The 21,436-nt window shown below is 40.6% G+C and carries 16 protein-coding genes; 2 read left to right on the plus strand and 14 right to left on the minus strand.

The annotated features are described in order from the left end of the window. Nucleotides 1-223 precede the first annotated feature (223 nt). Nucleotides 224-577: a hypothetical protein gene (locus tag CFS60_RS07145; RefSeq protein WP_088810083.1), complete on the minus strand. Its 354-nt coding sequence runs from the start codon at nt 575-577 to the stop codon at nt 224-226. Between the two features lie 203 nt (nt 578-780). Here CFS60_RS07145 and CFS60_RS07150 point away from each other — a divergent pair, with 203 nt between their 5' ends. Next, the gene (locus CFS60_RS07150; protein ID WP_088839025.1) at nt 781-1,380 is read left to right on the plus strand and encodes a nitroreductase family protein; all 600 of its coding nucleotides are present in this window, start codon (nt 781-783) and stop codon (nt 1,378-1,380) included. Nucleotides 1,381-1,418: 38 nt separating this feature from the next. Here the strand turns inward: CFS60_RS07150 and CFS60_RS07155 are convergent, their stop codons facing one another. Beyond that, a complete protein-coding gene (locus CFS60_RS07155) occupies nt 1,419-1,736 on the minus strand; it encodes a co-chaperone YbbN (protein WP_088810085.1) in 318 nt (105 codons plus the stop codon). Nucleotides 1,737-1,801: 65 nt separating this feature from the next. After that, nucleotides 1,802-3,151 carry a hypothetical protein gene (locus CFS60_RS07160; protein ID WP_088839026.1) on the minus strand — a complete coding sequence of 450 codons (1,350 nt, stop codon included), beginning with the start codon at nt 3,149-3,151 and terminating at the stop codon, nt 1,802-1,804. 112 nt (nt 3,152-3,263) lie between these two features. On the opposite strand from CFS60_RS07160, the gene CFS60_RS07165 reads away from it, so the two are divergent. Next, nucleotides 3,264-3,647, plus strand: a complete 384-nt coding sequence (locus CFS60_RS07165; protein ID WP_205408901.1) for a VOC family protein — start codon at nt 3,264-3,266, stop codon at nt 3,645-3,647. Between the two features lie 143 nt (nt 3,648-3,790). Here CFS60_RS07165 and CFS60_RS07170 read toward each other — a convergent pair whose 3' ends face one another. The 11 genes from CFS60_RS07170 to CFS60_RS07220 all read right to left on the minus strand — a co-directional run bounded on the left by CFS60_RS07170 (nt 3,791) and on the right by CFS60_RS07220 (nt 21,388). Continuing rightward, entirely contained in the window at nt 3,791-4,582 is a 792-nt protein-coding gene (locus tag CFS60_RS07170; protein ID WP_088839027.1) for a class A sortase, read from the minus strand. Nucleotides 4,583-4,611: 29 nt separating this feature from the next. Continuing rightward, nucleotides 4,612-5,124 (minus strand): DUF4352 domain-containing protein, encoded by a 513-nt coding sequence (locus CFS60_RS07175; protein WP_088839028.1) that lies wholly within the window; start codon nt 5,122-5,124, stop codon nt 4,612-4,614. Continuing rightward, entirely contained in the window at nt 5,121-5,345 is a 225-nt protein-coding gene (locus tag CFS60_RS07180; protein WP_088816008.1) for a hypothetical protein, read from the minus strand. Before CFS60_RS07180 ends, CFS60_RS07175 begins: the two co-directional genes overlap by 4 nt. Before the next feature lie 59 nt (nt 5,346-5,404). Beyond that, on the minus strand, nt 5,405-12,808 hold the full coding sequence (locus CFS60_RS13955) for an isopeptide-forming domain-containing fimbrial protein (protein ID WP_088839029.1): 7,404 nt from the start codon (nt 12,806-12,808) through the stop codon (nt 5,405-5,407). A 616-nt stretch (nt 12,809-13,424) separates the two neighbouring features. Then, complete coding sequence (locus tag CFS60_RS07190; protein ID WP_088839030.1) at nt 13,425-14,537, minus strand: glycerate kinase; 1,113 nt, start codon at nt 14,535-14,537, stop codon at nt 13,425-13,427. Between the two features lie 11 nt (nt 14,538-14,548). Further along, entirely contained in the window at nt 14,549-16,693 is a 2,145-nt protein-coding gene (locus tag CFS60_RS07195; protein WP_088839031.1) for a glycoside hydrolase family 65 protein, read from the minus strand. Then, on the minus strand, nt 16,690-17,718 hold the full coding sequence (locus CFS60_RS07200) for a Gfo/Idh/MocA family protein (RefSeq protein WP_088839032.1): 1,029 nt from the start codon (nt 17,716-17,718) through the stop codon (nt 16,690-16,692). The genes CFS60_RS07195 and CFS60_RS07200 overlap by 4 nt, the downstream gene beginning before the upstream one ends. A gap of 15 nt (nt 17,719-17,733) precedes the next feature. Next, complete coding sequence (locus CFS60_RS07205; RefSeq protein ID WP_088810095.1) at nt 17,734-18,525, minus strand: sugar phosphate isomerase/epimerase; 792 nt, start codon at nt 18,523-18,525, stop codon at nt 17,734-17,736. Between the two features lie 12 nt (nt 18,526-18,537). Beyond that, a complete protein-coding gene (locus CFS60_RS07210; RefSeq protein WP_088810096.1) occupies nt 18,538-19,590 on the minus strand; it encodes a zinc-binding alcohol dehydrogenase in 1,053 nt (350 codons plus the stop codon). Nucleotides 19,591-19,668: 78 nt separating this feature from the next. Continuing rightward, nucleotides 19,669-20,520, minus strand: a complete 852-nt coding sequence (locus CFS60_RS07215) for a carbohydrate ABC transporter permease (RefSeq protein ID WP_088816005.1) — start codon at nt 20,518-20,520, stop codon at nt 19,669-19,671. Beyond that, nucleotides 20,507-21,388: a carbohydrate ABC transporter permease gene (locus tag CFS60_RS07220; RefSeq protein ID WP_088810098.1), complete on the minus strand. Its 882-nt coding sequence runs from the start codon at nt 21,386-21,388 to the stop codon at nt 20,507-20,509. Before CFS60_RS07220 ends, CFS60_RS07215 begins: the two co-directional genes overlap by 14 nt. Nucleotides 21,389-21,436 lie beyond the last annotated feature (48 nt).

Raw genomic sequence — 21,436 nt, forward strand, 5'->3', positions numbered from 1 at the left:
ATTTCTTCTCAAAAGGTTACCAATCATTTGCGCCAACCGGTGAGACATGAGCCTTTTTTGTTTTTTTCGACAAGACACCTACTTTCGAAATTGTGAAGTTAGCCACAATTTTTTAAATTGCTTAAAAAAACTGTCTTTTTATACTTTTGTATATTATAGCAGAAGCTCTTTTGAATTTAAACAAAAAAATAGCAAACGACCATGATAGTCGCTTGCTATTTCCCTACATTAATTCAATATTCACTATATCGCTAAATTGAACGGCATAGATAATTCCAAGTACATCTTGCAGTAAAATCTCCTGCGTTACTTCATCTAATTCGAGAGGCACAAGCTCTAACGTGCGTACCCAGCCTAACCCGTGAAAAGCTTCCGGATCTTCAAATGGAGCCAAGTTTAAATGGGCTACGTCGGCCTCCTCAAAATATTGCAAACGCACCAGCCATTCTCGTTTTATGGCATCTTGAAGTGTAATAAGAAAACTTTCTTGTTCCACAACATCGCGCACTGGACGCACTTTTAAAGACGCTAGACTGGTATCAAATTCAATTTCTTTTAGCGGCAAAGCATAAACCATTATCATCACCTCTTCCTAATTTCATTATACGAACAAACGTTCTTTTTTGCAAGCTTTTTATTCTTACTTTTAAATTTTTTTCATTTAGAACCACAACATAGATAGCGTTTACATCAACTTTTCTCGAAATTTTATAGTTGAAATTAAAAATATAGTTGCTATACTTATGTAAGTAAATAACATTTAAAAAGGAGTTTTAATCAATGACAAATACATTTTTAGATTCAATTAAAGTTCGCCGTTCCATCTATGCTTTAGACAAAAACGTCTCTTTATCACAAAACGAAATCGAGGACATCATCAAGGAAGCCGTTAAATTAAGCCCATCTTCTTTTAATTCCCAAAGTTCTCGTGCCGTTATTCTTTTTGGAGAAAGCCATGACAAGCTTTGGAATATGACGGAGGAAACGCTTCGCGGCATCGTTCCTGCTGAAAGCTTTGCGTCCACTGAAGAAAAAATCGCTTCCTTCCGTGCTGGCTATGGCACCGTTTTATTCTTTGAAGATACAGAAGTTATCGAAGGCTTACAAGAAAACTTCGCTTTATACGCAGACAACTTCCCAATCTGGTCTGAACAATCAACTGGTATCGCGCAACATTCTGTATGGGTGGCACTTGCAAACGCTGGAATTGGCGCGTCCTTGCAACATTACAACCCCCTAATTGATGATGCTGTACAAGCTGAGTTTAACCTTCCAGCAAACTGGAACTTACGCGCACAAATGCCATTTGGTAACATTGTCGCTGAACCAGGTGAAAAAGAATTTATCGATGACGAAAAACGTTTCCGTACGTTTAAATAAAAAAAGAAGCCACATGTCGCTGAATGACATGTGGCTTTTTAAATGAAACTTTTTACACGACTACGAAGCTCCTCGCAACTTACAATTCCCGCAATACTCCCTTTTATTTCACCATCCACAATTACGATGGAATTCGGAATCCCTTTCACTTGAAAACGCTCCGCAAGTGGTCTTTCTTTATCTATATTTACCTTCACAACTTGAATAAATTCGCCTTCCATCTCAGAAAATCGGTCTAGCGTTGGCCAAAAACATCGGCACGGTGCGCACCATTCTGCCCAAAAATTCAATAATATTCTCGGATGATTGGAAATTAATTCGTCAAGTTCCTCTTCTTTCGCATGTATAATCGCCATTTCCCTCACCTCTCGTTCAGATTATGCCAAAGTCCATTATGCGTCAAGCAAACGAGCTTAGGTGTTTACTTTTTAACACTTTTCACATATTTTTTTATCCCGATAAACCAGTAACTCATAATCGCAAGTGCAATTACACCAGCAGCAAAAAGCAAATCTGGGAGAAAAGCATGCTCAAAATTTCCTTTACCGCCGAGCGCGTAGACAACATTTGTGATCGTCAACTTTTCAGAAAAAAGGCTCCCCAGGAAAAGCAAGAACACCAATGTAATTTGATGTGCAATACTGCCTAATTTATTCCAACGACTTCGGAGCAACAAACTCGCGTCTTTCATCGCGTCCGACGAATGACTATACGCCTGCCGATTTAAAAACCGGCCCGTCATTGAAGAAAACATGCCTATAATGAAAACGCCAATTGAAATCGTCCATGGGAAAACCATACAGACTACCCCAATGGCTATTCCTATCGCGTATAGCTCCAAAATCGGGCGCTTTTTCCAAAATTTCTTAAACAACGGTTCAAATAGCAGTGAAAATATAATGCCGAAAAAATACACTAAATAAATTCTAAACATCATGTAATTGAAATTTTGCTCTGCTAAAGAGTAAAACGTCCCATATAAGAGGGCAAAACTAACGGCCATTCCTTGACCAAGTGAAAAATAGTGAACTAGCACGGATAGTTTTAAAACAGGACGGAAGCGAATAAGCGTCACGGTTAAGATGATAATCCCTACTAGGCAGGCTAGAACTGCAAGGGTTACTAGGCTTGCCAAATCAGTTGTTCGGACACCCTTTATAACGAAAATGATGACTGAAAACACAAGAAAAATAATAAATGGGCGCATTAAAAAGCCGGTTTTTTCAATTCTCCCCACTTCATAATTTGGCAATTTGTAAACAAAATAGAAAGTCACAACTAAAAGTAGCGCATAAAATAAGAACGCCACCCATGGAAAAGTAAACTTCACGAGGAAGATTGCGGCACAAATTGCGACAAGGAGAACAGAAAGCGCAGCTAAGTAATTTTTATTGCTCATTTTTCTCCCATAAAAAAATCGCTCGTGATATTGCAAAGTAATGTAAAGTGGCAGAATCATACTGCTTGAAATTCCGATAAAAACGGCACCGATTTCAATCCAAAATGTTGCGAACGGGGCAAGCGTGGCAATTAGCGAACCGAATATGCCCATGCATAAAAGTAGCAATAAATGCTGTTTGGCGTTCATTCTTCTACCGAATGCGTTAAATAAAAATGTTCCTGTGTAATTAAACACGTAAAAAATAATAAGCGCGGCATAGCCGTTTAGCCAGCCTTCGTACTCATTTCCAACTAAAATAAATAGTAGATATGGCAAAAATGGCGCTGCATTCACAACCGCATACATATAAAACTTCCCTCTAGGGCTCATCCAATTCAACCTCCCTATTCCTTTTCAATCATACACTTTTTCTAGCGACTTTTCACACATTATTAGCCATGTTATAATGCAAAAAAAGACGTTTTTAGAAGGAGGAATTCAGTTGAAAGAAATCAATTCTTTTCTAATGTTCCAAAATAAAGCGGCTGAACAGGCGATACAGCTCTATTTAGAAACTTTTCGTGATGCGGAGATACTCTTCATAAATAAACATCCAAATGAAGCTGATGGCATCATGCTTGGGAAAATCAAAATCCATAATTTAGAAATTTTCATAAGCGATAGCAGCGTTAAACACGATTTTGATTTCACCCCATCTACTTCTTTTTTCATTAACTGTGAGGATTTAGAAGAACTCGAATCCTATCTTGCCCTACTTTCCGCAGATGGCAAAGTTTTAATGCCTCTAGATAACTACGGATTTAGCCAAAAATTCGCATGGGTATCAGACCGCTTTGGCATTTCATGGCAATTAAATCTACCATAATGTTTCACGTGAAACAATTTTTAAATCTCTCACAATAGGTTTGCGATGATAATTTTGTTTTCACCCATTTTTCGGCAAGCAAAAAGGAGCCTCCAATACGCGAGACTCCTTTTCATTTTATTCTAAACTAATTGAGGCCTAGGTTATTTATTCTTTTTAGGCTTTCTCCACATAATCACAATTATGAGGCCAACTATAAAAATAACACTTATTCCGATAATGATTGTCCAAAAATTAAAGGTTGGCATTGTTTTCGTTTGAAAAACCACTTTGCTATTACTTACTTGAGTTAATGGGAGTTTCTGTACTAAGTCTGCCGTTACAATGAGGCGATTTGTTGTTGCTGTTGGTTTGTCACAAGTAATAAGCGTAAGTGTAGGCTTTTCCGTTTGTTTCAACACATTTGTATTCGTTTCTGGAACTACTTTTACGTTTGAAATTTGGTAGCTGTATTGAAATGTGTCGTCTTGGAGATAAACCTTTTCTCCCTTTTTTGCATTCATAAGAGGACCAAAGAAAGCATTCTCTCGGTGAATATGATGGGCGGCTAAAACATAGTTACCCTCTCCCATTTTCCGGTCACTAACCACTGGAGCTGCACCTACATATAAATTTTCGTTTGTCATTTTTTGTAATATCGGTAGCTGGATATGGAGCTCCGGTATGCTAATTCCGCCAACAACATCCTCCGAATAGTTGTGCGTCGCTGATTTCGATATGCCTTTTACGGATGGTGGCTGTATATCTGCAGGCGTATTGCTCTTAGGAGCTTCTGTGCTCGCCTTATCTTCATTTGCTGCAAGTTCTTGACTTGTATACTGCGTTACATCATATTTAGTCGTCTGGTAAGTTAGGTATTCATTTTTCAGAAAAGGTATACTAAAAAGAAGAACACCAATCCAGATTAGCAAATAGCAAGTAATTCGGAATTTCATAACTTAGTGACTCCCTTATTTAAAACAGATTAATTCTGTATTTTTATCGATTTTTGTTGAGCTGTTTTTGTGCTTGAAATAACAAGTTCCAGACTATCTGCTTTTGCTGCTTTTGCAGGCATTTCAAAAACGAGTTGTCCTTCTTTACTTTCTCCCTTTGCTAAAGTACTCAAGAAAAAGACATCTTTCATTTTCCCGTCTTTATTTAAAGCGTTTGAAATTGTTGCGCTTTCAGATAATGGATATTCTTTTTTTGTTTTTGTATCTTTTATTTTAAATGTCAATAGGCTAGCCGGTTGCTCTTTATTAGCTTGATTGGTCATTTCAGCATCTAAGATGAGAAATGTTCCTGTTGCTTTCTTTTTCCACTCAGAAGTCCCGACTTGATCTGTCGTTTCTTGACTTAATACTTGTACTTTCATGTTCTCTACAACTGCACTAGTAGCTTCTTCTTTAAAATTAAACGCCCAGTAGCCTCCAAATCCAATCAAAACTACACTGACAACGATAATGAACAAATACCATTTATTACGTTTCTTCATTTTTGAATCTCTACTTTCTTTTTAAAATTGCGATGAAAAGTTGTTCGACATTTTGGACAGCTTACATTTTGCATTTTTTGTTGAATTGTAAAATGATAACCACACTTCTTACAATGAAAACTTACCTCTTTATTTTTTAAATAGGCTTGAATAATCGCTTCTTGTTCCTTTAGCGACTTCTTTTGAATCCTTGGATATGTTTCGGGCTCATTATTTTTCAATTTTTTATTTCCTTTCAAAAAATAGCTAGGCAAGACACTCTTGCCTAGCTATTGTTGTGTTAAGCGTTATTGTTACGTTTTCTGCGCGCTACAAGCGTAAGCGTGCCTAGTAGTACAAGTGCACCAGCAAGTATCCAAATCATGTTGTCGGTATCACCTGTATGAGGTAGATTACCAGCAGGATAATCAAGTGGTGGTGTTACTGTTGGTTTTTCCGAATAGATTGTTTTAGATGTTTCACCAAATGTTAGGCTCGCACTATTTGGAATACCCCCATTTTTAACAAATGGCGCTAATTCTTCGTTTGTCGCACTATCTTTGATTTTTGTCGTAATCGTCATTGTATACGTATGACCTGCTAGATACGAGAAGTCGCCATCTTTCTTCGCTAAGTCAAACGAAACGTTGTTTCCATCAATGTTTACTTGACCATTGCCTGTTACATCTGTTCCGTTTTCATCAACTACAGTAACATTTTGAATGTCTAGTAGGTCATTAACTGCATCGCTGATGTTAGCTTGTGCCCATGATGATGTTGTGTTTCCAAAGCTTGTTTTTACATGCCAGTCAAAGCTGTCATCGCGGTTTGCCAAGTCTAGGTGTTGTGTGTTCTCGACATCTTTATGAATCACTGGCTCCTCTGTTGGAGGAGTAACAGTTGGAATTTCAGAGTGAATCACTTCTCCAGCATTACCAAAGTGTAGATCCGCTTGGTTTGGAATTCCTCCTGAAGCAATATATGGTGCTAACTCTTCGTCTGTTGCACTATCTTTGATTTTTGTCGTAATCGTCATCGTGTACGTATGACCTGCTAAATACGTGAAATCGCCGTCTTTCATTGCTAAGTCAAACGAAATGTTGTTACCGTCAATGTTTACTTGACCATTGCCTGTTACATCTGTTCCGTTTTCATCAACTACAGTAACATTTTGAATGTCTAGTAAGTCGTTAATAGTATCGGTGATACTTGCTTCTGCCCATGTTGTTGTTGTGTTTCCAAAGCTTGTTTTTACATGCCAGTCAAAGCTGTCATCGCGGTTTGTTAAGTCTAGGTGTTGCACGTTTTCAACATCTTTATGAATCACTGGTTCCTCTGGCGGTGGAGTAACAGTTGGAATTTCAGAGTGAATCACTTCTCCGGCATCACCAAAGTGTAGATCCGCTTGGTTTGGAATTCCTCCTGAAGCAATATACGGTGCTAATTCTTCGTCTGTTGCACTATCTTTGATTTTTGTTGTAATCGTCATTGTATACGTATGACCTGCTAAATACGTGAAATCGCCATCTTTCATTGCTAAGTCAAACGAAATGTTGTTACCATCAATGTTTACTTGACCATTGCCTGTTACATCTGTTCCGTTTTCGTCAACTACAGTAACATTTTGAATGTCTAGTAAGTCGTTAATAGTATCGGTGATACTTGCTTCTGCCCATGATGTTGTTGTATTTCCAAAGCTTGTTTTTACATGCCAGTCAAAGCTGTCGTCACGATTTGTTAACTCTAGAGCTTGCGTGTCCTCGACATCTTTATGAATCACTGGTTCCTCTGGCGGTGGAGTAACAGTTGGAATTTCAGAGTGAATCACTTCTCCGGCATTACCAAAGTGTAGATCCGCTTGGTTTGGAATTCCTCCTGAAGCAATATATGGTGCTAATTCTTCGTCTGTTGCACTATCTTTGATTTTTGTTGTAATCGTCATTGTATACGTATGACCTGCTAAATACGTGAAATCGCCATCTTTCATTGCTAAGTCAAACGAAATGTTGTTACCATCAATGTTTACTTGACCATTGCTTGTTACGTCTGTTCCATTTTCATCAACTACAGTAACATTTTGAATGTCTAGTAAGTCGTTAATAGTATCGGTGATACTTGCTTCTGCCCATGATGTTGTTGTGTTTCCAAAAGTTGCATTTACATGCCAGTCAAAGCTGTCATCGCGGTTTGTTAAGTCTAGGTGTTGCACGTTTTCAACATCTTTATGAATCACTGGTTCCTCTGGCGGTGGAGTAACAGTTGGAATTTCAGAATGAATCACTTCTCCGGCATTACCAAAGTGTAGATCTGCTTGGTTTGGAATTCCTCCTGATGCGATATATGGTGCTAATTCTTCATCTGTCGCACTAGCTTTGATTTTGGTTGTAATTGTCATCGTGTACGTATGACCTGCTAAATACGTGAAATCACCATTTTTCATTGCTAAATCAAATGAAATGTTGTTGCCGTCAATGTTTACTTGACCATTGGCTGTTACATCTGTTCCGTTTTCATCTACGACGGTTACATTTTGAATGTCTAGTAAGTCATTGATTGTATCCGTAATACTTGCTTCTGTCCATGATGTTGTTGTATTTCCAAACTCTGCGTTCACATGCCAGTCAAAGCTGTCATCACGGTTTGTTAAATCTACATGTTGTGTGTTTTCCACATCTTTATGAATCACTGGTTCCTCCGGCGGAGGCGTCACAGTTGGAATTTCAGAGTGAATCACTTCTCCAGCATTACCAAAGTGTAAATCTGCTTGGTTTGGAATTCCTCCTGATGCGATATATGGTGCTAATTCTTCATCTGTTGCACTATCTTTGATTTTTGTCGTAATCGTCATCGTGTACGTATGACCTGCTAAATATGTGAAATCGCCATTTTGCGTTGCTAAGTCAAACGAAATGTTATTACCATCAATGTTTACTTGACCATTACTTGTTACGTCTGTTCCATTTTCATCAACTACAGTAACATTTTGAATGTCTAGTAAGTCGTTAATAGTATCGGTGATACTTGCTTCTGTCCATGTTGTTGTTGTGTTTCCAAAAGTTGCATTTACATGCCAGTCAAAGCTATCATCGCGGTTTGTTAAGTCAAGGTGTTGCACGTTTTCAACATCTTTATGAATCACTGGTTCTTCTGGCGGTGGAGTAACAGTTGGAATTTCAGAGTGAATCACTTCTCCAGCATTACCGAAGTGTAGATCCGCTTGGTTTGGAATTCCTCCTGAAGCAATATACGGTGCTAATTCTGCGTCTGTTGTGCTATCTTTAATTTTTGTCGTAACTGTCATCGTGTACGTATGACCTGCTAAATATGCGAAATCGCCATTTTGCGTTGCTAAGTCAAACGAAATGTTATTACCATCAATGTTTACTTGACCATTACTTGTTACGTCTGTTCCATTTTCATCAACTACAGTAACATTTTGAATATCTAGTAAGTCGTTAATGGTATCGGTGATACTTGCTTCTGCCCATGATGTTGTTGTGTTTCCAAAAGTTGCATTTACATGCCAGTCAAAGCTATCATCACGATTTGTTAAGTCTACATGTTGTGTATTCTCAACATCTTTATGAATGACTGGTTCCTCTGGCGGTGGAGTAACAGTTGGAATTTCAGAGTGAATCACTTCTCCGGCATCACCAAAGTGTAGATCCGCTTGGTTTGGAATTCCTCCTGAAGCAATATATGGTGCTAATTCTTCATCTGTTGCACTATCTTTGATTTTTGTCGTAATCGTCATCGTGTACGTATGACCTGCTAAATATGCGAAATCGCCATTTTGCGTTGCTAAGTCAAACGAAATGTTATTACCATCAATGTTTACTTGACCATTACTTGTTACGTCTGTTCCATTTTCATCAACTACAGTAACATTTTGAATATCTAGTAAGTCGTTAATGGTATCGGTGATACTTGCTTCTGCCCATGATGTTGTTGTGTTTCCAAAAGTTGCATTTACATGCCAGTCAAAGCTATCATCACGATTTGTTAAGTCTACATGTTGTGTATTCTCAACATCTTTATGAATGACTGGTTCCTCTGGCGGTGGAGTAACAGTTGGAATTTCAGAGTGAATCACTTCTCCGGCATCACCAAAGTGTAGATCCGCTTGGTTTGGAATTCCTCCTGAAGCAATATATGGTGCTAATTCTTCATCTGTTGCACTATCTTTGATTTTTGTCGTAATCGTCATCGTGTACGTATGACCTGCTAAATAATTAAAACTACCATCTTGCATCGCTAAGTCAAACGAAATGTTATTACCATCAATGTTTACTTGACCATTGCTTGTTACATCTGTTCCGTTTTCATCAACTACAGTAACATTTTGAATATCTAGTGAGTCGTTAATGGTATCGGTGATACTTGCTTCTGTCCATGTTGATGTTGTGTTTCCAAAAATTGCATTTACATGCCAGTCAAAGCTATCATCACGATTTGTTAAGTCTACATGTTGTGTGTTCTCAACATCTTTATGAATGACTGGTTCTTCCGGTACATCATTAACAACGACACCAACACGTTCAGGTTCAACAGCTTGTAGATTGTTAGAAGCATAAGCAAATGAATTCCATGCTGCACGAGTTTGTTCATCGATTGTTGGGTTTGTTAAACTTGCATCTAACACTGTTGGTGCTTGCATAGAGAAGTTTAACGCGATGTTATCACCAGTATTAAAGCTTGCATTATCAAGTAAAGTAATCTTAAAGCTGTGAATTTGACTCCAATCCATTACAGATGTTGCGTCCATCCAATTTGGTTGTTGCGCATCTATTGGATTTGTAATTGGAGTTGTTGTTTCTGGATAAAGAACGTTTTCTGTTAAATCATCTCTAGTCGGATTAGTAGCCGTACTATAAGTGATGGCTACTTTTCCAGCCCATTCAGCCGGAACTGTAATCGGACCCGTCATAATTGGTGTAAATTGGCTTCCCCGTTGTGTATTATCTGTAATACCTAAATCGCCAACAGAAGGAAGTACGTCCATTAATACCATTTGATTAACTTGGGTTTCTCCGTCATTTGTAAGATTAAGTTGATAATCAATTGTTCCACCTAATGAAGTATGACCAAATTTAGAAAACTCGGTATCTTGGTCACCCTTAACTAATTTAGAGGTCGTGATTTTATCTTCACGGAGAAGATAGTATTTATTACCTGACACTACTAAGTTTTCATCTACATTACCATTGCCATTAATATCATTTGTATCTTGTACTTTAACAGAATTAGTAATAACATCCCCGGTTTGTGTTGGAACGTCAAAATTAGCGTCTCCAACCGAACCATAGACCATTGGTGTTAAAGTAGATGGTGCATCTTCGGCAATATTAACAGCGAAGAAATAAGAAATGGATTTTCCAGGATATAAACTATCTTCATTCCATTTAACGTGAATTAGTTGTTGCCCCGTTCCATTGTAGTTGGAATCAACTATTTTAATAGTTCCCTCTTCGTTATTTCCATCAGTGGTAGCTGATCCCCACGTAAGCTGATCAGCCATTTGATACATAGGATTCGCTTCATCCACGGTAACCCCTTTTGGAAGCAACAACATCTCTTCTAATGGACTTCCTGCTTTTTCTACAGAAGAAGTGTCATTAGCTAATTGACCTTGAACAAAATTTCTTCCTGGTTGAACAATCCCGTTTTCTTGATTTACTATTTTGATAGAGCTACTAAGAATTGGAATCGAACCTGCTGGTTTTGGAACAATGGTTGCCGTTCTCTCGCCTGTCAGCGTCGAACTATCATTCATATCAGCATCATTATTCCAAGAAACTTGATTTCCTTCTGCATTGTAACCTGTCACATCATAAGAAACCGTGTTAGTAACTCCACCAGTGTATCCAGGTGTCACACTATAATACATATAAATCCAATTATTATATCCTGCTGGTCGATATTGATAGGAATACCGAATCTTACTAACATGCGTCCCATCAGCAATTCCATAATCATGTAATTTATATGTTCCTGGTCCAACACCTTGTGCTAGTAATTGTTCTTGCCCATTAATCGTGACATAGATATCCACTTTCGATTCTTTTGAAGGGTCAACAGAAACCGCATCAGGGGGAGCAGCATCCGGGTTATAATCACTAGGCTTAATCACGAACTCACTTAAATTTAATGCATTATCAATATTATAATTAACTTCGTATTTATCATAATCCATTGTAGGACTATTTGTTAAATAGTTTGTTAAAGCAAGTAAAAATCCTAAACGAGCACTATCATATACACTTGGATTTGGATTAGCACTATCTCCGCCAACACCGCCTTCTGCATCCTTAGGACCATAATGCGATGGACTAATAAGCGTTCCAGATGGTGCTGGAACATCTCCACCAAATGGACCCGCATACGTCTTAGCGGTTGCATCCTTAGAAATCGCTTGATCACTGTAATCTACAGCTGAAACCGTAGCGGTATTCGTATAGGATGTTATCTCCGTTATGCCCGCATCATAAGTCGTACGGACTTCAATCGTTTTATTAAATAAGGAATCTCCGCTTGCTACTGCTTTTTGTGCATCAATCGTAGGTGCATCAAATTCCCATGTTACAGTTCGTGCTGCGCTATCATACACTCCGCCAGAATCATCACTAACATAAGTTAATCCCGCGGGAATCGTATCTACTACTTTAATTTTACTTCCTTCTTTAAAGTAAAGTAAGCCTGTGTCTTTTGCATCTGCATTAACTTTGATAGACCATACACCAGTATCGCCTTCTACTGCTGGATCACTACTTGCAGTACCATTTTTCAATGTTTCTACATATGCTTTTGAAACCGAAACACTTGATGAAGCTTTTGCTGTAACAGTTGCATCATCTGTTGCATTTCCAGTAAAATTATCAGCTGTGAAACTAGCCTTTGCAACGAACTGTGTTCCATCCGTTGTGACACCATTTTCAGTGTGTACCTTAATAATTACTTGCTCTGCTTGCCCAGCACTTAATGTATCAAAATGATACGTTAAACGATGTGCATTAGCATCATAGCTTGGAACAACATTGAAAATGGCCAACTCATTTAAATCCTGCGTAAATGAACCATTCGCTGGAAGATCAATAGTAATATTTGCATTTTGATATGTTATTTGACTTCCTGTTACTTTAAAGTTCAAAGCAAAAACAGTATCTTGCCCTGCTTGAACAGAAGCGTTCACTGGAGCAATATCAATATCAGCATTGACAGTCCCAGATTTAAGTGAAGGCGTTCCTAACGAGCTTTCTGCCGTAATTAGCAATGTGTTTGATGTGTGATCCACACCATCTATAGTTGTTTTACCGATAAGACCATAATTACCCGCTTTTTCAGCCTTCAATGTTAAATCAGCGGCGTTATCTTTTTTATCCTCATTCCAAGTAATCGTGATTTCTGATTTATCTTGGTTAAAAGTTGCAGTTTTAATGTTTGCTTTTAAGTTGTTGTCGGCAACTTTATCAAAGGAAATATCATTTGGGATTGCAATTGTTGCTGTATCACCACTTGTTTGGGAAATATGAACATCAAAATTAGAGCCCGTTTTAACGTTCTGATTTTCCGTTGATAATTTAAGCACTTGATCTTCTGTACCTGAGTTAGTGTTTGTTGCAGCTAAACTAACAATGGGAGATACAAGCGTTTGAATGATCAATAGCAAAATTGCAATGCCAGCAAATCCTTTTTTGAAATTTGGCATCTTTCTTCCCTTCCTTTGTAATCTATTAATTTGATAAACATCCTTTCTCTTACGAAATGTGGTTGCATATAATACCGTATGCCATTAGATTTTAGCATTACTAACTTCAAAACCTATGCGTAATTTACACATTTAAAAAAATTTTTGTGACTATTTTTAAAACATTAGTCAATCTCTATTAAACCATTGCTTTCACTATCCTAAAACAACTCTTTAATAAACGTTCTTTATTGTCACCACATGATTAACTAAATAACTTTTCCATGATTAAAATAAAACCACGGACAACGTAAAAATTACAGAAAATATTTGGCTTTATTTTATATCGCTGAAAAGAAAAATGTTATAAAATTTTAAACGCAATAAAAAAACTTAAACTTTTGTTTCAATCACACCCTATCATATTATAATTGATAACTTTGAAACGCTTGTGTAGTTTACACATTTCAAATCTTGTTTGTGGCAATTCTTTAAAGTTCTACCTTATATCCTACTTCAGCATTATGATAAACAAAAATAAGCATAAACCTAGTAACTACCATCCTCAAAATGGCTTTATTACTAGATTTATGCTTTTAAATCTATTTATCTTGAAACGAACTCAAAAAATCAGCTTTTAGAAGCCTCTTGTCACTAGCGCTGCGACATTGCGAGCTGTCCGTTCAATATTTTCAGCCGCGTCATAGAGCGTTTCAGCAAGCGAAGCTACACGACCTATTGAAGGGAAAACAGCCGTAATACCTTTTGAATAAAGCTCCGAAACGTCTTCTGTCACACTACCACAGATGGCGATGACGGGCACGTTTTTGGGGGCACATTTTGCTACACCAAGCGGCGCTTTTCCTTGCGCGGTTTGACCGTCCATGCGCCCTTCGCCCACAATGATAAGATCAGCATCTTGGCAGACTTCTTGCATCTTTAAGCGAGCTAAGACGAATTCAATTCCAGCGTTTAGTTCCGCAGAAAGGAATTCGGCAAGTCCTGCACCCATTCCACCTCCCGCTCCGCTACCTGGTTCAGTTGGAATGCGGCCAAAATGGCGGGTATAAAAATCAGCGAGCATGGCATCAACGCGGGCAATTTCAGCTTGCGGCAACCCTTTTTGAGGTCCAAAAATGGCTGTCGCGCCGTTATCCCCACAAAGCGGACTCGCCACATCGCTTATGACGCGAATTTTGACGTTTTCAAGCGCCTTTGGAACACCTGTGCCATCAATTTGCGTGATGCGCGCTAGGTTTTCACCAATTGGTGCCACTTCATTTCCCGCAGCGTCTAGGAAGCGGTAGCCCATACCTGCTGCCATTCCAATTCCACCATCATTTGAGGCGCTACCGCCAACGCCGACTAGAATTTCTGTGGCGCCCAAATTTATCGCATGGCGAATGAGTTCCCCGACGCCAACTGTGCTCACTTTTAGAGGGTTGCGCATTTCACGCGGGATTAAGTCGAGCCCGCAAACTTCGGCCATTTCAATGAAAGCAGTGTGCTCTTTAAAAGCGTATGACACATTCCGCTTTCCTCCCAAAGGGCCAGTTACTTCGAGCTCCTGAACTTCCGCTTCGTACGCGTCAGAAAGCACCGCAAGCGTCCCTTCGCCGCCATCAGCTACTGGAAGCAAAACGTATTCTGCGTGTGGGAAAACCTGCGCAAAACCTGCGCGAATGCTTGCAGCCACTTCTTTCGCGGACAAACTCTCTTTAAATGAATCGGGCGCAATCACTACTTTCATGGCGCTACCTCCTAAAATTTTATTGTTAATGTTTGTTCTAACACATATTTTTTGCCTAAAACGGAAAGCTGCATCGGCACATCCGTTTGTTTTTCGATACGAAGCGCGCTTTTTGTGAGCGCAAAAGCCAATTGTTCTCCTAAATAGCAGAACTGAAAACGCAATTCATGCCAGCTATCCGGTAAATCCGGATTAACCGATAGGACGCCGTCGCGAATTTGAATACCAGAAAAACCGTGAATCACCATGAGCCAAATGGCGCCAAGTGAAGCCGCGTGAATTCCGTCATCTGACGAGTGCGGATTATCGCCAAAATCAATGCGACAAGCCTCTTTGAAAAAGCGGTAACTAAGTTCGCGGTTGTCACACCACTGAGCTACAATGGCATGAATGGCTTTACTAAGCGATGAATCATGAATCGTTCGCGCCTCATAAAATGCTAGATTTTTTGCCATAACACTTTTTGGAAACAGCGCCGGGAATAAATAGAGCAGCATGACCACATCGGCCTGTTTTAAAATTTGCATTTCGTTGACTTCTGAACGCGCGTAGTCTAGCAAAATGCTTTGGCTACCTTGTTTTTTCTTATATTTTTCCAAAGAAATAACGGGCTTCTGTAAAAAAGTATCGTCTTGTGGAATGATACCCTCCGCGTTCGGTTTTGGCAAATGAAGTCCTTGCAAAAATTTTTCCGCCTGCGGTTTAAACGCTGGGTTCCATTTGGCGGCTTCCTGCACGTTAAAGTGCGCCATATAGTTCGTGTAGGCGTTATTATCAACGTGTTCCGTGTATTCATCAGGCCCAATGACGTCCCGAATAACGAGCTTGTCTCCCGCTTTTTCCGCGCGACTTAGCCAAAATTTCGCCGTTTCGAGGAGCAATTCGGCCCCGCAAGCGCGCATAAAAGCATCGTCTTTCGTCGCCGCGTAATAAGCCACCACCGCAAACGCAATATCCGCCACAATGTGGTGCTCCGCAAGTGCCGACGCAATTTTCTGCCGCTTCCCAGTTTGAATATTAATCGCCGCAAAAAGAGGCGTCTCCTCATCGCCACTAAAAGCACTTTCCCACGGGAATAAAGCTCCTTTGTAGCCGTTCTTACGCGCTTTTTCACGCGCTTTTTCAAGGCGGTGATAGCGGTAGAGCAGCAGGCTTTTGGCTTCACTTGGCTTTTTATGTAGCACAAAAGGTAAAATAAAGATTTCCGTGTCCCAAAAAACGTGCCCCTTGTAGCCCTCTCCGGTCAGCCCTTTCGCGCCGACACTAAGAGGCACCTCCCCATTTGGCGTCATAATTTCAAGATGGTACAGCGCAAATGAAACGAGCAATTGGTCATGCGCATCGTCCGCTTGAATTTGAATACCCGCAACTTGCCAAAATTCCTGCCATTTTGATGCTGATTCTGCCAAACAAGCATCATAATTTTCTGCTGGAATAGCAGCTATATCGATTTCAGCATCTGTGAAAATATGCGTCATTTTTTGAAGCGTTATCATTTTATTTTTCACTGCTTGATACGTTACTTTACCCGTTAATTGGCGATTTTTCGCAAAAAAAACAGCTTTTTCAGAAAGCGTTGAAATAATCGTCATGTTCGCTTGGCTTTCTGTTGTTTCATACGAAGCATACATGCGAGTTTCCCCCAAAACGCGCAGTTCCCGCTCAATTAATTGCTGTGTGCCAAAATTGGTTTGCTGCCCATCAATACCCGTTTCAATTATAATTAGAGCGTCGCCAGAAAGCGGTGTAATCGACACACGGCTCGCAATAAGCGACTTCGTTTGTTTGGACGCAAAACGGCGAAACTCCAATTGATAGGACTTGTTTTTCGGACTGCGCCACTCGATTTGACGGACGAGTTCTCCTGTCGCCAAATCTAAGGATAGTTCAAATTGAGCGAGCTTTCCTAGCTGCATGGAGAACACTTCGCCGTCCAGTGTAATTTTAAACCGCATCACATCAGGCAAGTTGACGAGTTCGGCGCTGACGCCGCCAGCAGGCTTATTGTAAAGTCCCGCTACATACATGCCGCGCACCTGCTCGGAGTAGTCCTCTTCAAACGCGCCGCGCACGCCTAGATTTCCATTTCCAACCGTAAAAAGAGTGCCATATTTATTTAAACATTCCATTTTAAATTCGCGTTCTGACCATCTCATAAATAGACACACTCTTCCTTCTCGGCGGACTCATAAAGTGCGGCAACAAGACGCTGGATGACATACCCTTGCTCGCCGGAAGCGACTTCACCCGTCCCTGAAAGAACTTTTTCAACAAAAGCCGCCATGCTTTCTGGATGACTATCTTTTTGATTAAAACGAGGTTCCCGGAGCATTTCTAGCTCGCCGTCCGTATCCGTATAAATTTCCGCTGGGTAGAGCGTTCCGCCCGCCCGATCCCCGAAAAACGCAACATCAAAAATCCGTTCTTCCTTCATATGCAAAGCAAAAGACGTTTCGAGTTCCAGCACACTCCCGTCCGCAAACTCAATCCAGCCGAGAAGCGCATCTTCCACCGTGAATTTTTCCGGATCCCAGCTGCCAAACGAGCCCGTCCGTTTTTTCGTACCAATTTTTTGGAAACTTTTTGCCATAACGCGCTTAACTTCCGGGAAATCAAGCACGTACATCGCCGTATCGAGCATGTGAATGCCAATATCAATCAGCGGCCCCCCACCTTGAATTTCCTTGTTCGTAAACGTCCCCCAACCCGGCACGCCAGAACGCCGAAGCGCCCTAGCACGGGCAATATAAATATCGCCAAAAAGCTTTTTCTCTTGTTTTAAAAACTGCGCTTCATCTGAAAAACGGTGGTGAAAATCATACGCGAGTACGAGCCCTCTTGATGCGGCTTCCTCAGCCATCGCGAGCGCCTCTTCAGGCGTCATCGCAGGTGGCTTCTCGCACATGACGTGCGCACCGTTTTGAAGCGCCAACATCACATTTTCAAAGTGGAAACGATTCGGCGTACAAATGCTCACCATATCCACTTTTTCATTTAAAAACAGCGATTTAGCATCCGAATATGCTGCTAAAAAGCCGTTTTGTTCCGCAAATTCCTCCGCACGCTTTAAATTCGGATCACAAACAGCCGCAAGAATAAGCTCCGGTCGCGTCTTATAATACTCAGCATGAACCGTTTCTGCCACTTGCCCTGCCCCAATTATCGCCACTCTCTTTTTCATCCCATTAACCCCTAACTACAAACAACTTTTAATATGTGCAAGCGCCTCTTTATAAGCCTGCTCTTCATTCTCACTGCGAATACGACATTCAAACGTCATATATCCATCGTAACCAAGCTCTTTTAGCGTATCGAAATGCTTTTTAAAATCAAGCGCCCCGCTGCCCGGCTGATACCGATGATTATCGGCAAGGTGAATGTGTTTCACATCTTTTTGATGCGCCGTCAGTGCCTCTGAAATACCGTCCTCTTCAATATTCATATGGTAAAAATCGGCGATAATTTTCACATTCGACAGCTCATTTTTATCAATATAATCTTGGGCATCTTGAAGCGTATTAATCATATGGTCCTGATAGCGGTTGAGCGGCTCAAGAAAAATCGTTGTACCCGTTTCGCCCGCTACCTTGTCAAGCTCAATTAGCGAAGCGCTGACCGCTGCAAAATCGCCTTCAGTAGAGCGCGGGGACGTCATTGGTGGGAGGCGATACGTGAACATGCCCCAGGCCGCCGGCACAACAATGCCTTTGCCGTTAACCTCCTTTAAAGCGCGTAAAATGGCTTTAATCTCTTCCAAACCTCGCAAACGTCTTTCTTCGATGAAATCGCCAATCCAGCCATCATAGCCGCCACACGCGGTTGAAACTGGCAGTCCGGTCGTCTTGATTGCCGCTTTTATTTCTTCTAGATTTTGAACAAGTTGCTTGCCGTCGATTTCAAAACCATCGAAGCCTAAATCTTTCACATACTGAAATTTTTCTTGAATATTTTCTGGAAAAAATGCTTGGTTTTGCGTTCCGATTTTCATCCTAATCTCTCCTTAAAAGTTAATGCCCATTTTAATGCTTTCATCTGGGTGCTGATCCACGTATTTCATGAAGCCAGCCGCGCTTTCAGAAAATGGAATGACCGGGTCAATGATATCCTCACAGTCCAAATAGCCGTTCATCAAAAGCTCAAAACACGTGTCTTCAATGCGTTTTCTGTCCCAGCGTGGATAATCTGGATTTGGTTCGCTTGCCGCACGGGAAAAGACAATTTTCGCGTTATTAAAATGAGCTTCGCGTCCTAAATTGAAGCCATCTGGAAACGGTTTGGCGAAAGCCACGTAGGAAATAATCCCACCGTATGCAATGCCGCGCAGTGCGCTTTGTAGCGCCGCCGAGTTTCCGCTTGTTTCAATAATCGAATCGGCGCCCAGTTTATTCGTCACTTTTTTGATTTCGAGGCCGACATCGACTTTTGTAGGGTCAAAAGTGAAATCGGCGCCATGTTTTTTAGCAATTTCTAGGCGATGTGCAATTGGGTCCACACCGATAACAATACTTGCACCCGCTTTTTTGGCAAGCTGGATAGCAATTTGTCCAATAGCGCCTAGACCTACAACAACGACAAAATCCCCTGCGCGAACATGTGCGTCGCGAACGCCGCTCATAGCAAATTGGGCAGGATCATAGCAAACAGCATTTTTGTAACTACCGCCGGCTGGGATTTTACGCAACTTATAATTGTTCACGCCTTTTGCAATGACGGTTTCTCGAATTTGTCCGTAAGTGAGTACTTTATCCCCGACCGCATATTCGGTCACAGTTTCCCCAACCTCCGTAATTTCACCACAAATCATGTTACCAAGCGGCAAGTCGCCGAATTCAATGCCGCGTTTCGCCCCCTCGTCGCGCTTCACAAACATATTCCATTCTGCCGAAAATTCTTCATCAATAAAAGGACTAATCCCTCTAAAATCAACCACTTCCGTCCCATGTTTTGGCGAAGCAAATTCAACCTTTATTTTCACTTCATCTTTCTGAATAGCTACTTCTTCATATTCCACAAGCGCCGCCACACGCGGCTCTGTCGCAACTAATTTTTTCATCTAACAAACTTCCTTTCAATTCAATGTTTTACTAAGTCCTCGCTTTTTGGCGAAAAATTCCGTTTACCGTTCAGCCTGCTAGCCTTTGACGCCGCCGTCAGTTAAATTCCCTTTAATAAAGCGCTCTGACAACGCGTACATAATCACAACTGGAAGCGCCGTAATAAGCGAGGCTGCCATCATTCGACCCCAAATGTAATCAGGCGTGCTAAATAGCGTGTTCAGCCCAATTGGGAGGGTGAATTTCTCGGAACTCGATAGGAAAATCGAGGCGAATAAATAGTCGTTCCAAGCAACCATGAAACAGTACACGAACACGGAAATGATGCCAGAAACGGCAAGCGGAATAATAATCCGCAAGATAATTTGGAAGCGGTTTAGGCCGTCCATCATCGCGGCTTCCTCAATATCGTCCGGTATGGTGTCAAAATAGCTTTTCAACATGAAGACAGCTGTCGGCAAGGTTTGCACCACCATTGTAATGATTAGCGACGTTTCTGTGTCATACAAGCCTAAACTTGAAATAATTTTAAACAAAGGAACGATTAACAAAATTCCTGAAAACATGTACACGGTATAAAAGCTTGCGTTTATAGTGATGCGTCCTTTAAACCGCAGTTTGGACAATGCATACGCGCCTAATATCCCAAGAGCCACAGCGACCCCAGCCGCAACGAGTGACACAATTAAACTGTTTTTAAAGTAGGTTAAAAACGGGAAAATATCAGGATTAAAAATATCGATATAATGTTGCCACGTAAAATCCCGCGGAAAAATTGTTGGGCTCGTTGAAATGGCTTCTTTCGTCCCTTTGAACGATGTCATAAGCATAATGAAAAATGGGAAAAGGGAAACTATCAAAAAGGCAACCATGGTAATATAAAACGCGATTTTTTTCGTGCGTTTTGCTTTTTTGCTACTTACCGCCATTTAAATCCACCCGCTTTCTTGTAAAAATAATAACCACGAAAATAATGACAAAGAGGATAACTGAAATGGCCGCCGCTTTCCCTAAATCATTAAAGGCAAACGCCGTTTTATACAAGTAGACCCCTAAAATGTTGACTTTATTCGTAAGTAAGTACACATCGGTGAACATATAGAACATCCAAATCGCCCGAAGTGTCACAACCGTTGCTAAAACAGGCATAATCGCCGGCAAAGTAACAATTTTAAATTTCTGCCAAAAGTTCGCGCCGTCCATATCCGCCGCTTCGTAAAGCGAATTATCAATCGTTTGTAAAATGGCAAGAAACGAAATGAAAGCGTACGGGAAATAGCGCCAAATCGCGAAAAGCACGACTAAAAAGAAACTCGAAACAGGATTATCAAACCAAAGTGGCGCAGAATCAAAAATGTGCAGTAAATCGACCGTAAAATAGTTGACAATACCATATCCATTATTAAACATATATTTCCAAGCAAAAATTAGTGAAATCGACGGTGTCACATATGACAAAATGATGAGCGACCGCGCCGTTTTTCTAAATTTAAATTCACGGTTAAAGAAAATCGCAACAGCGAGCCCAAGCACCGTACTGCCCGCCACAACTAAAACCGTGTAGCCCACTGTCAGGCCAAGCGACTTATAAAATTCTGGATCCTTTAAAATGTCCAAATAATTCGTCAACCCAATAAATGTCGATTTCAAATTTGGATTGAGCGGCATATCTAGAAAACTAATATGAATGTTCGATAGCATCGGATAAAGTACGAGCGCCGCAAGCAAAACAAAACTTGGAGCCAGCAAAATCATCGCGAGCTTAAAATCGGATCGTTTATAAACTTTTGTTTTCATAATTCCCTCCTACCGAATAAACGGTTTACGCCTATTCTTGAAGCGGAA

This window comes from Listeria sp. ILCC792 (assembly GCF_900186135.1).
Classification (GTDB): Bacteria; Bacillota; Bacilli; order Lactobacillales; family Listeriaceae; genus Listeria; species Listeria goaensis.

What these genes read in the sequence shown, in the direction of transcription:
- CFS60_RS07215 (WP_088816005.1), bottom strand. Translation starts at nt 20,520, where the DNA reads ATGGCGGTAAGTAGCAAAAAAGCAAAACGCACGAAAAAAATCGCGTTT.
- CFS60_RS07205 (WP_088810095.1), bottom strand. Translation starts at nt 18,525, where the DNA reads ATGAAAATCGGAACGCAAAACCAAGCATTTTTTCCAGAAAATATTCAA.
- CFS60_RS07160 (WP_088839026.1), bottom strand. Translation starts at nt 3,151, where the DNA reads ATGAGCCCTAGAGGGAAGTTTTATATGTATGCGGTTGTGAATGCAGCG.
- CFS60_RS07210 (WP_088810096.1), bottom strand. Translation starts at nt 19,590, where the DNA reads ATGAAAAAATTAGTTGCGACAGAGCCGCGTGTGGCGGCGCTTGTGGAA.
- CFS60_RS07195 (WP_088839031.1), bottom strand. Translation starts at nt 16,693, where the DNA reads ATGAGATGGTCAGAACGCGAATTTAAAATGGAATGTTTAAATAAATAT.
- CFS60_RS07220 (WP_088810098.1), bottom strand. Translation starts at nt 21,388, where the DNA reads ATGAAAACAAAAGTTTATAAACGATCCGATTTTAAGCTCGCGATGATT.
- CFS60_RS07145 (WP_088810083.1), bottom strand. Translation starts at nt 577, where the DNA reads ATGGTTTATGCTTTGCCGCTAAAAGAAATTGAATTTGATACCAGTCTA.
- CFS60_RS07170 (WP_088839027.1), bottom strand. Translation starts at nt 4,582, where the DNA reads ATGAAATTCCGAATTACTTGCTATTTGCTAATCTGGATTGGTGTTCTT.
- CFS60_RS13955 (WP_088839029.1), bottom strand. Translation starts at nt 12,808, where the DNA reads ATGCCAAATTTCAAAAAAGGATTTGCTGGCATTGCAATTTTGCTATTG.
- CFS60_RS07190 (WP_088839030.1), bottom strand. Translation starts at nt 14,537, where the DNA reads ATGAAAGTAGTGATTGCGCCCGATTCATTTAAAGAGAGTTTGTCCGCG.
- CFS60_RS07200 (WP_088839032.1), bottom strand. Translation starts at nt 17,718, where the DNA reads ATGAAAAAGAGAGTGGCGATAATTGGGGCAGGGCAAGTGGCAGAAACG.
- CFS60_RS07150 (WP_088839025.1), top strand. Translation starts at nt 781, where the DNA reads ATGACAAATACATTTTTAGATTCAATTAAAGTTCGCCGTTCCATCTAT.
- CFS60_RS07175 (WP_088839028.1), bottom strand. Translation starts at nt 5,124, where the DNA reads ATGAAGAAACGTAATAAATGGTATTTGTTCATTATCGTTGTCAGTGTA.
- CFS60_RS07155 (WP_088810085.1), bottom strand. Translation starts at nt 1,736, where the DNA reads ATGGCGATTATACATGCGAAAGAAGAGGAACTTGACGAATTAATTTCC.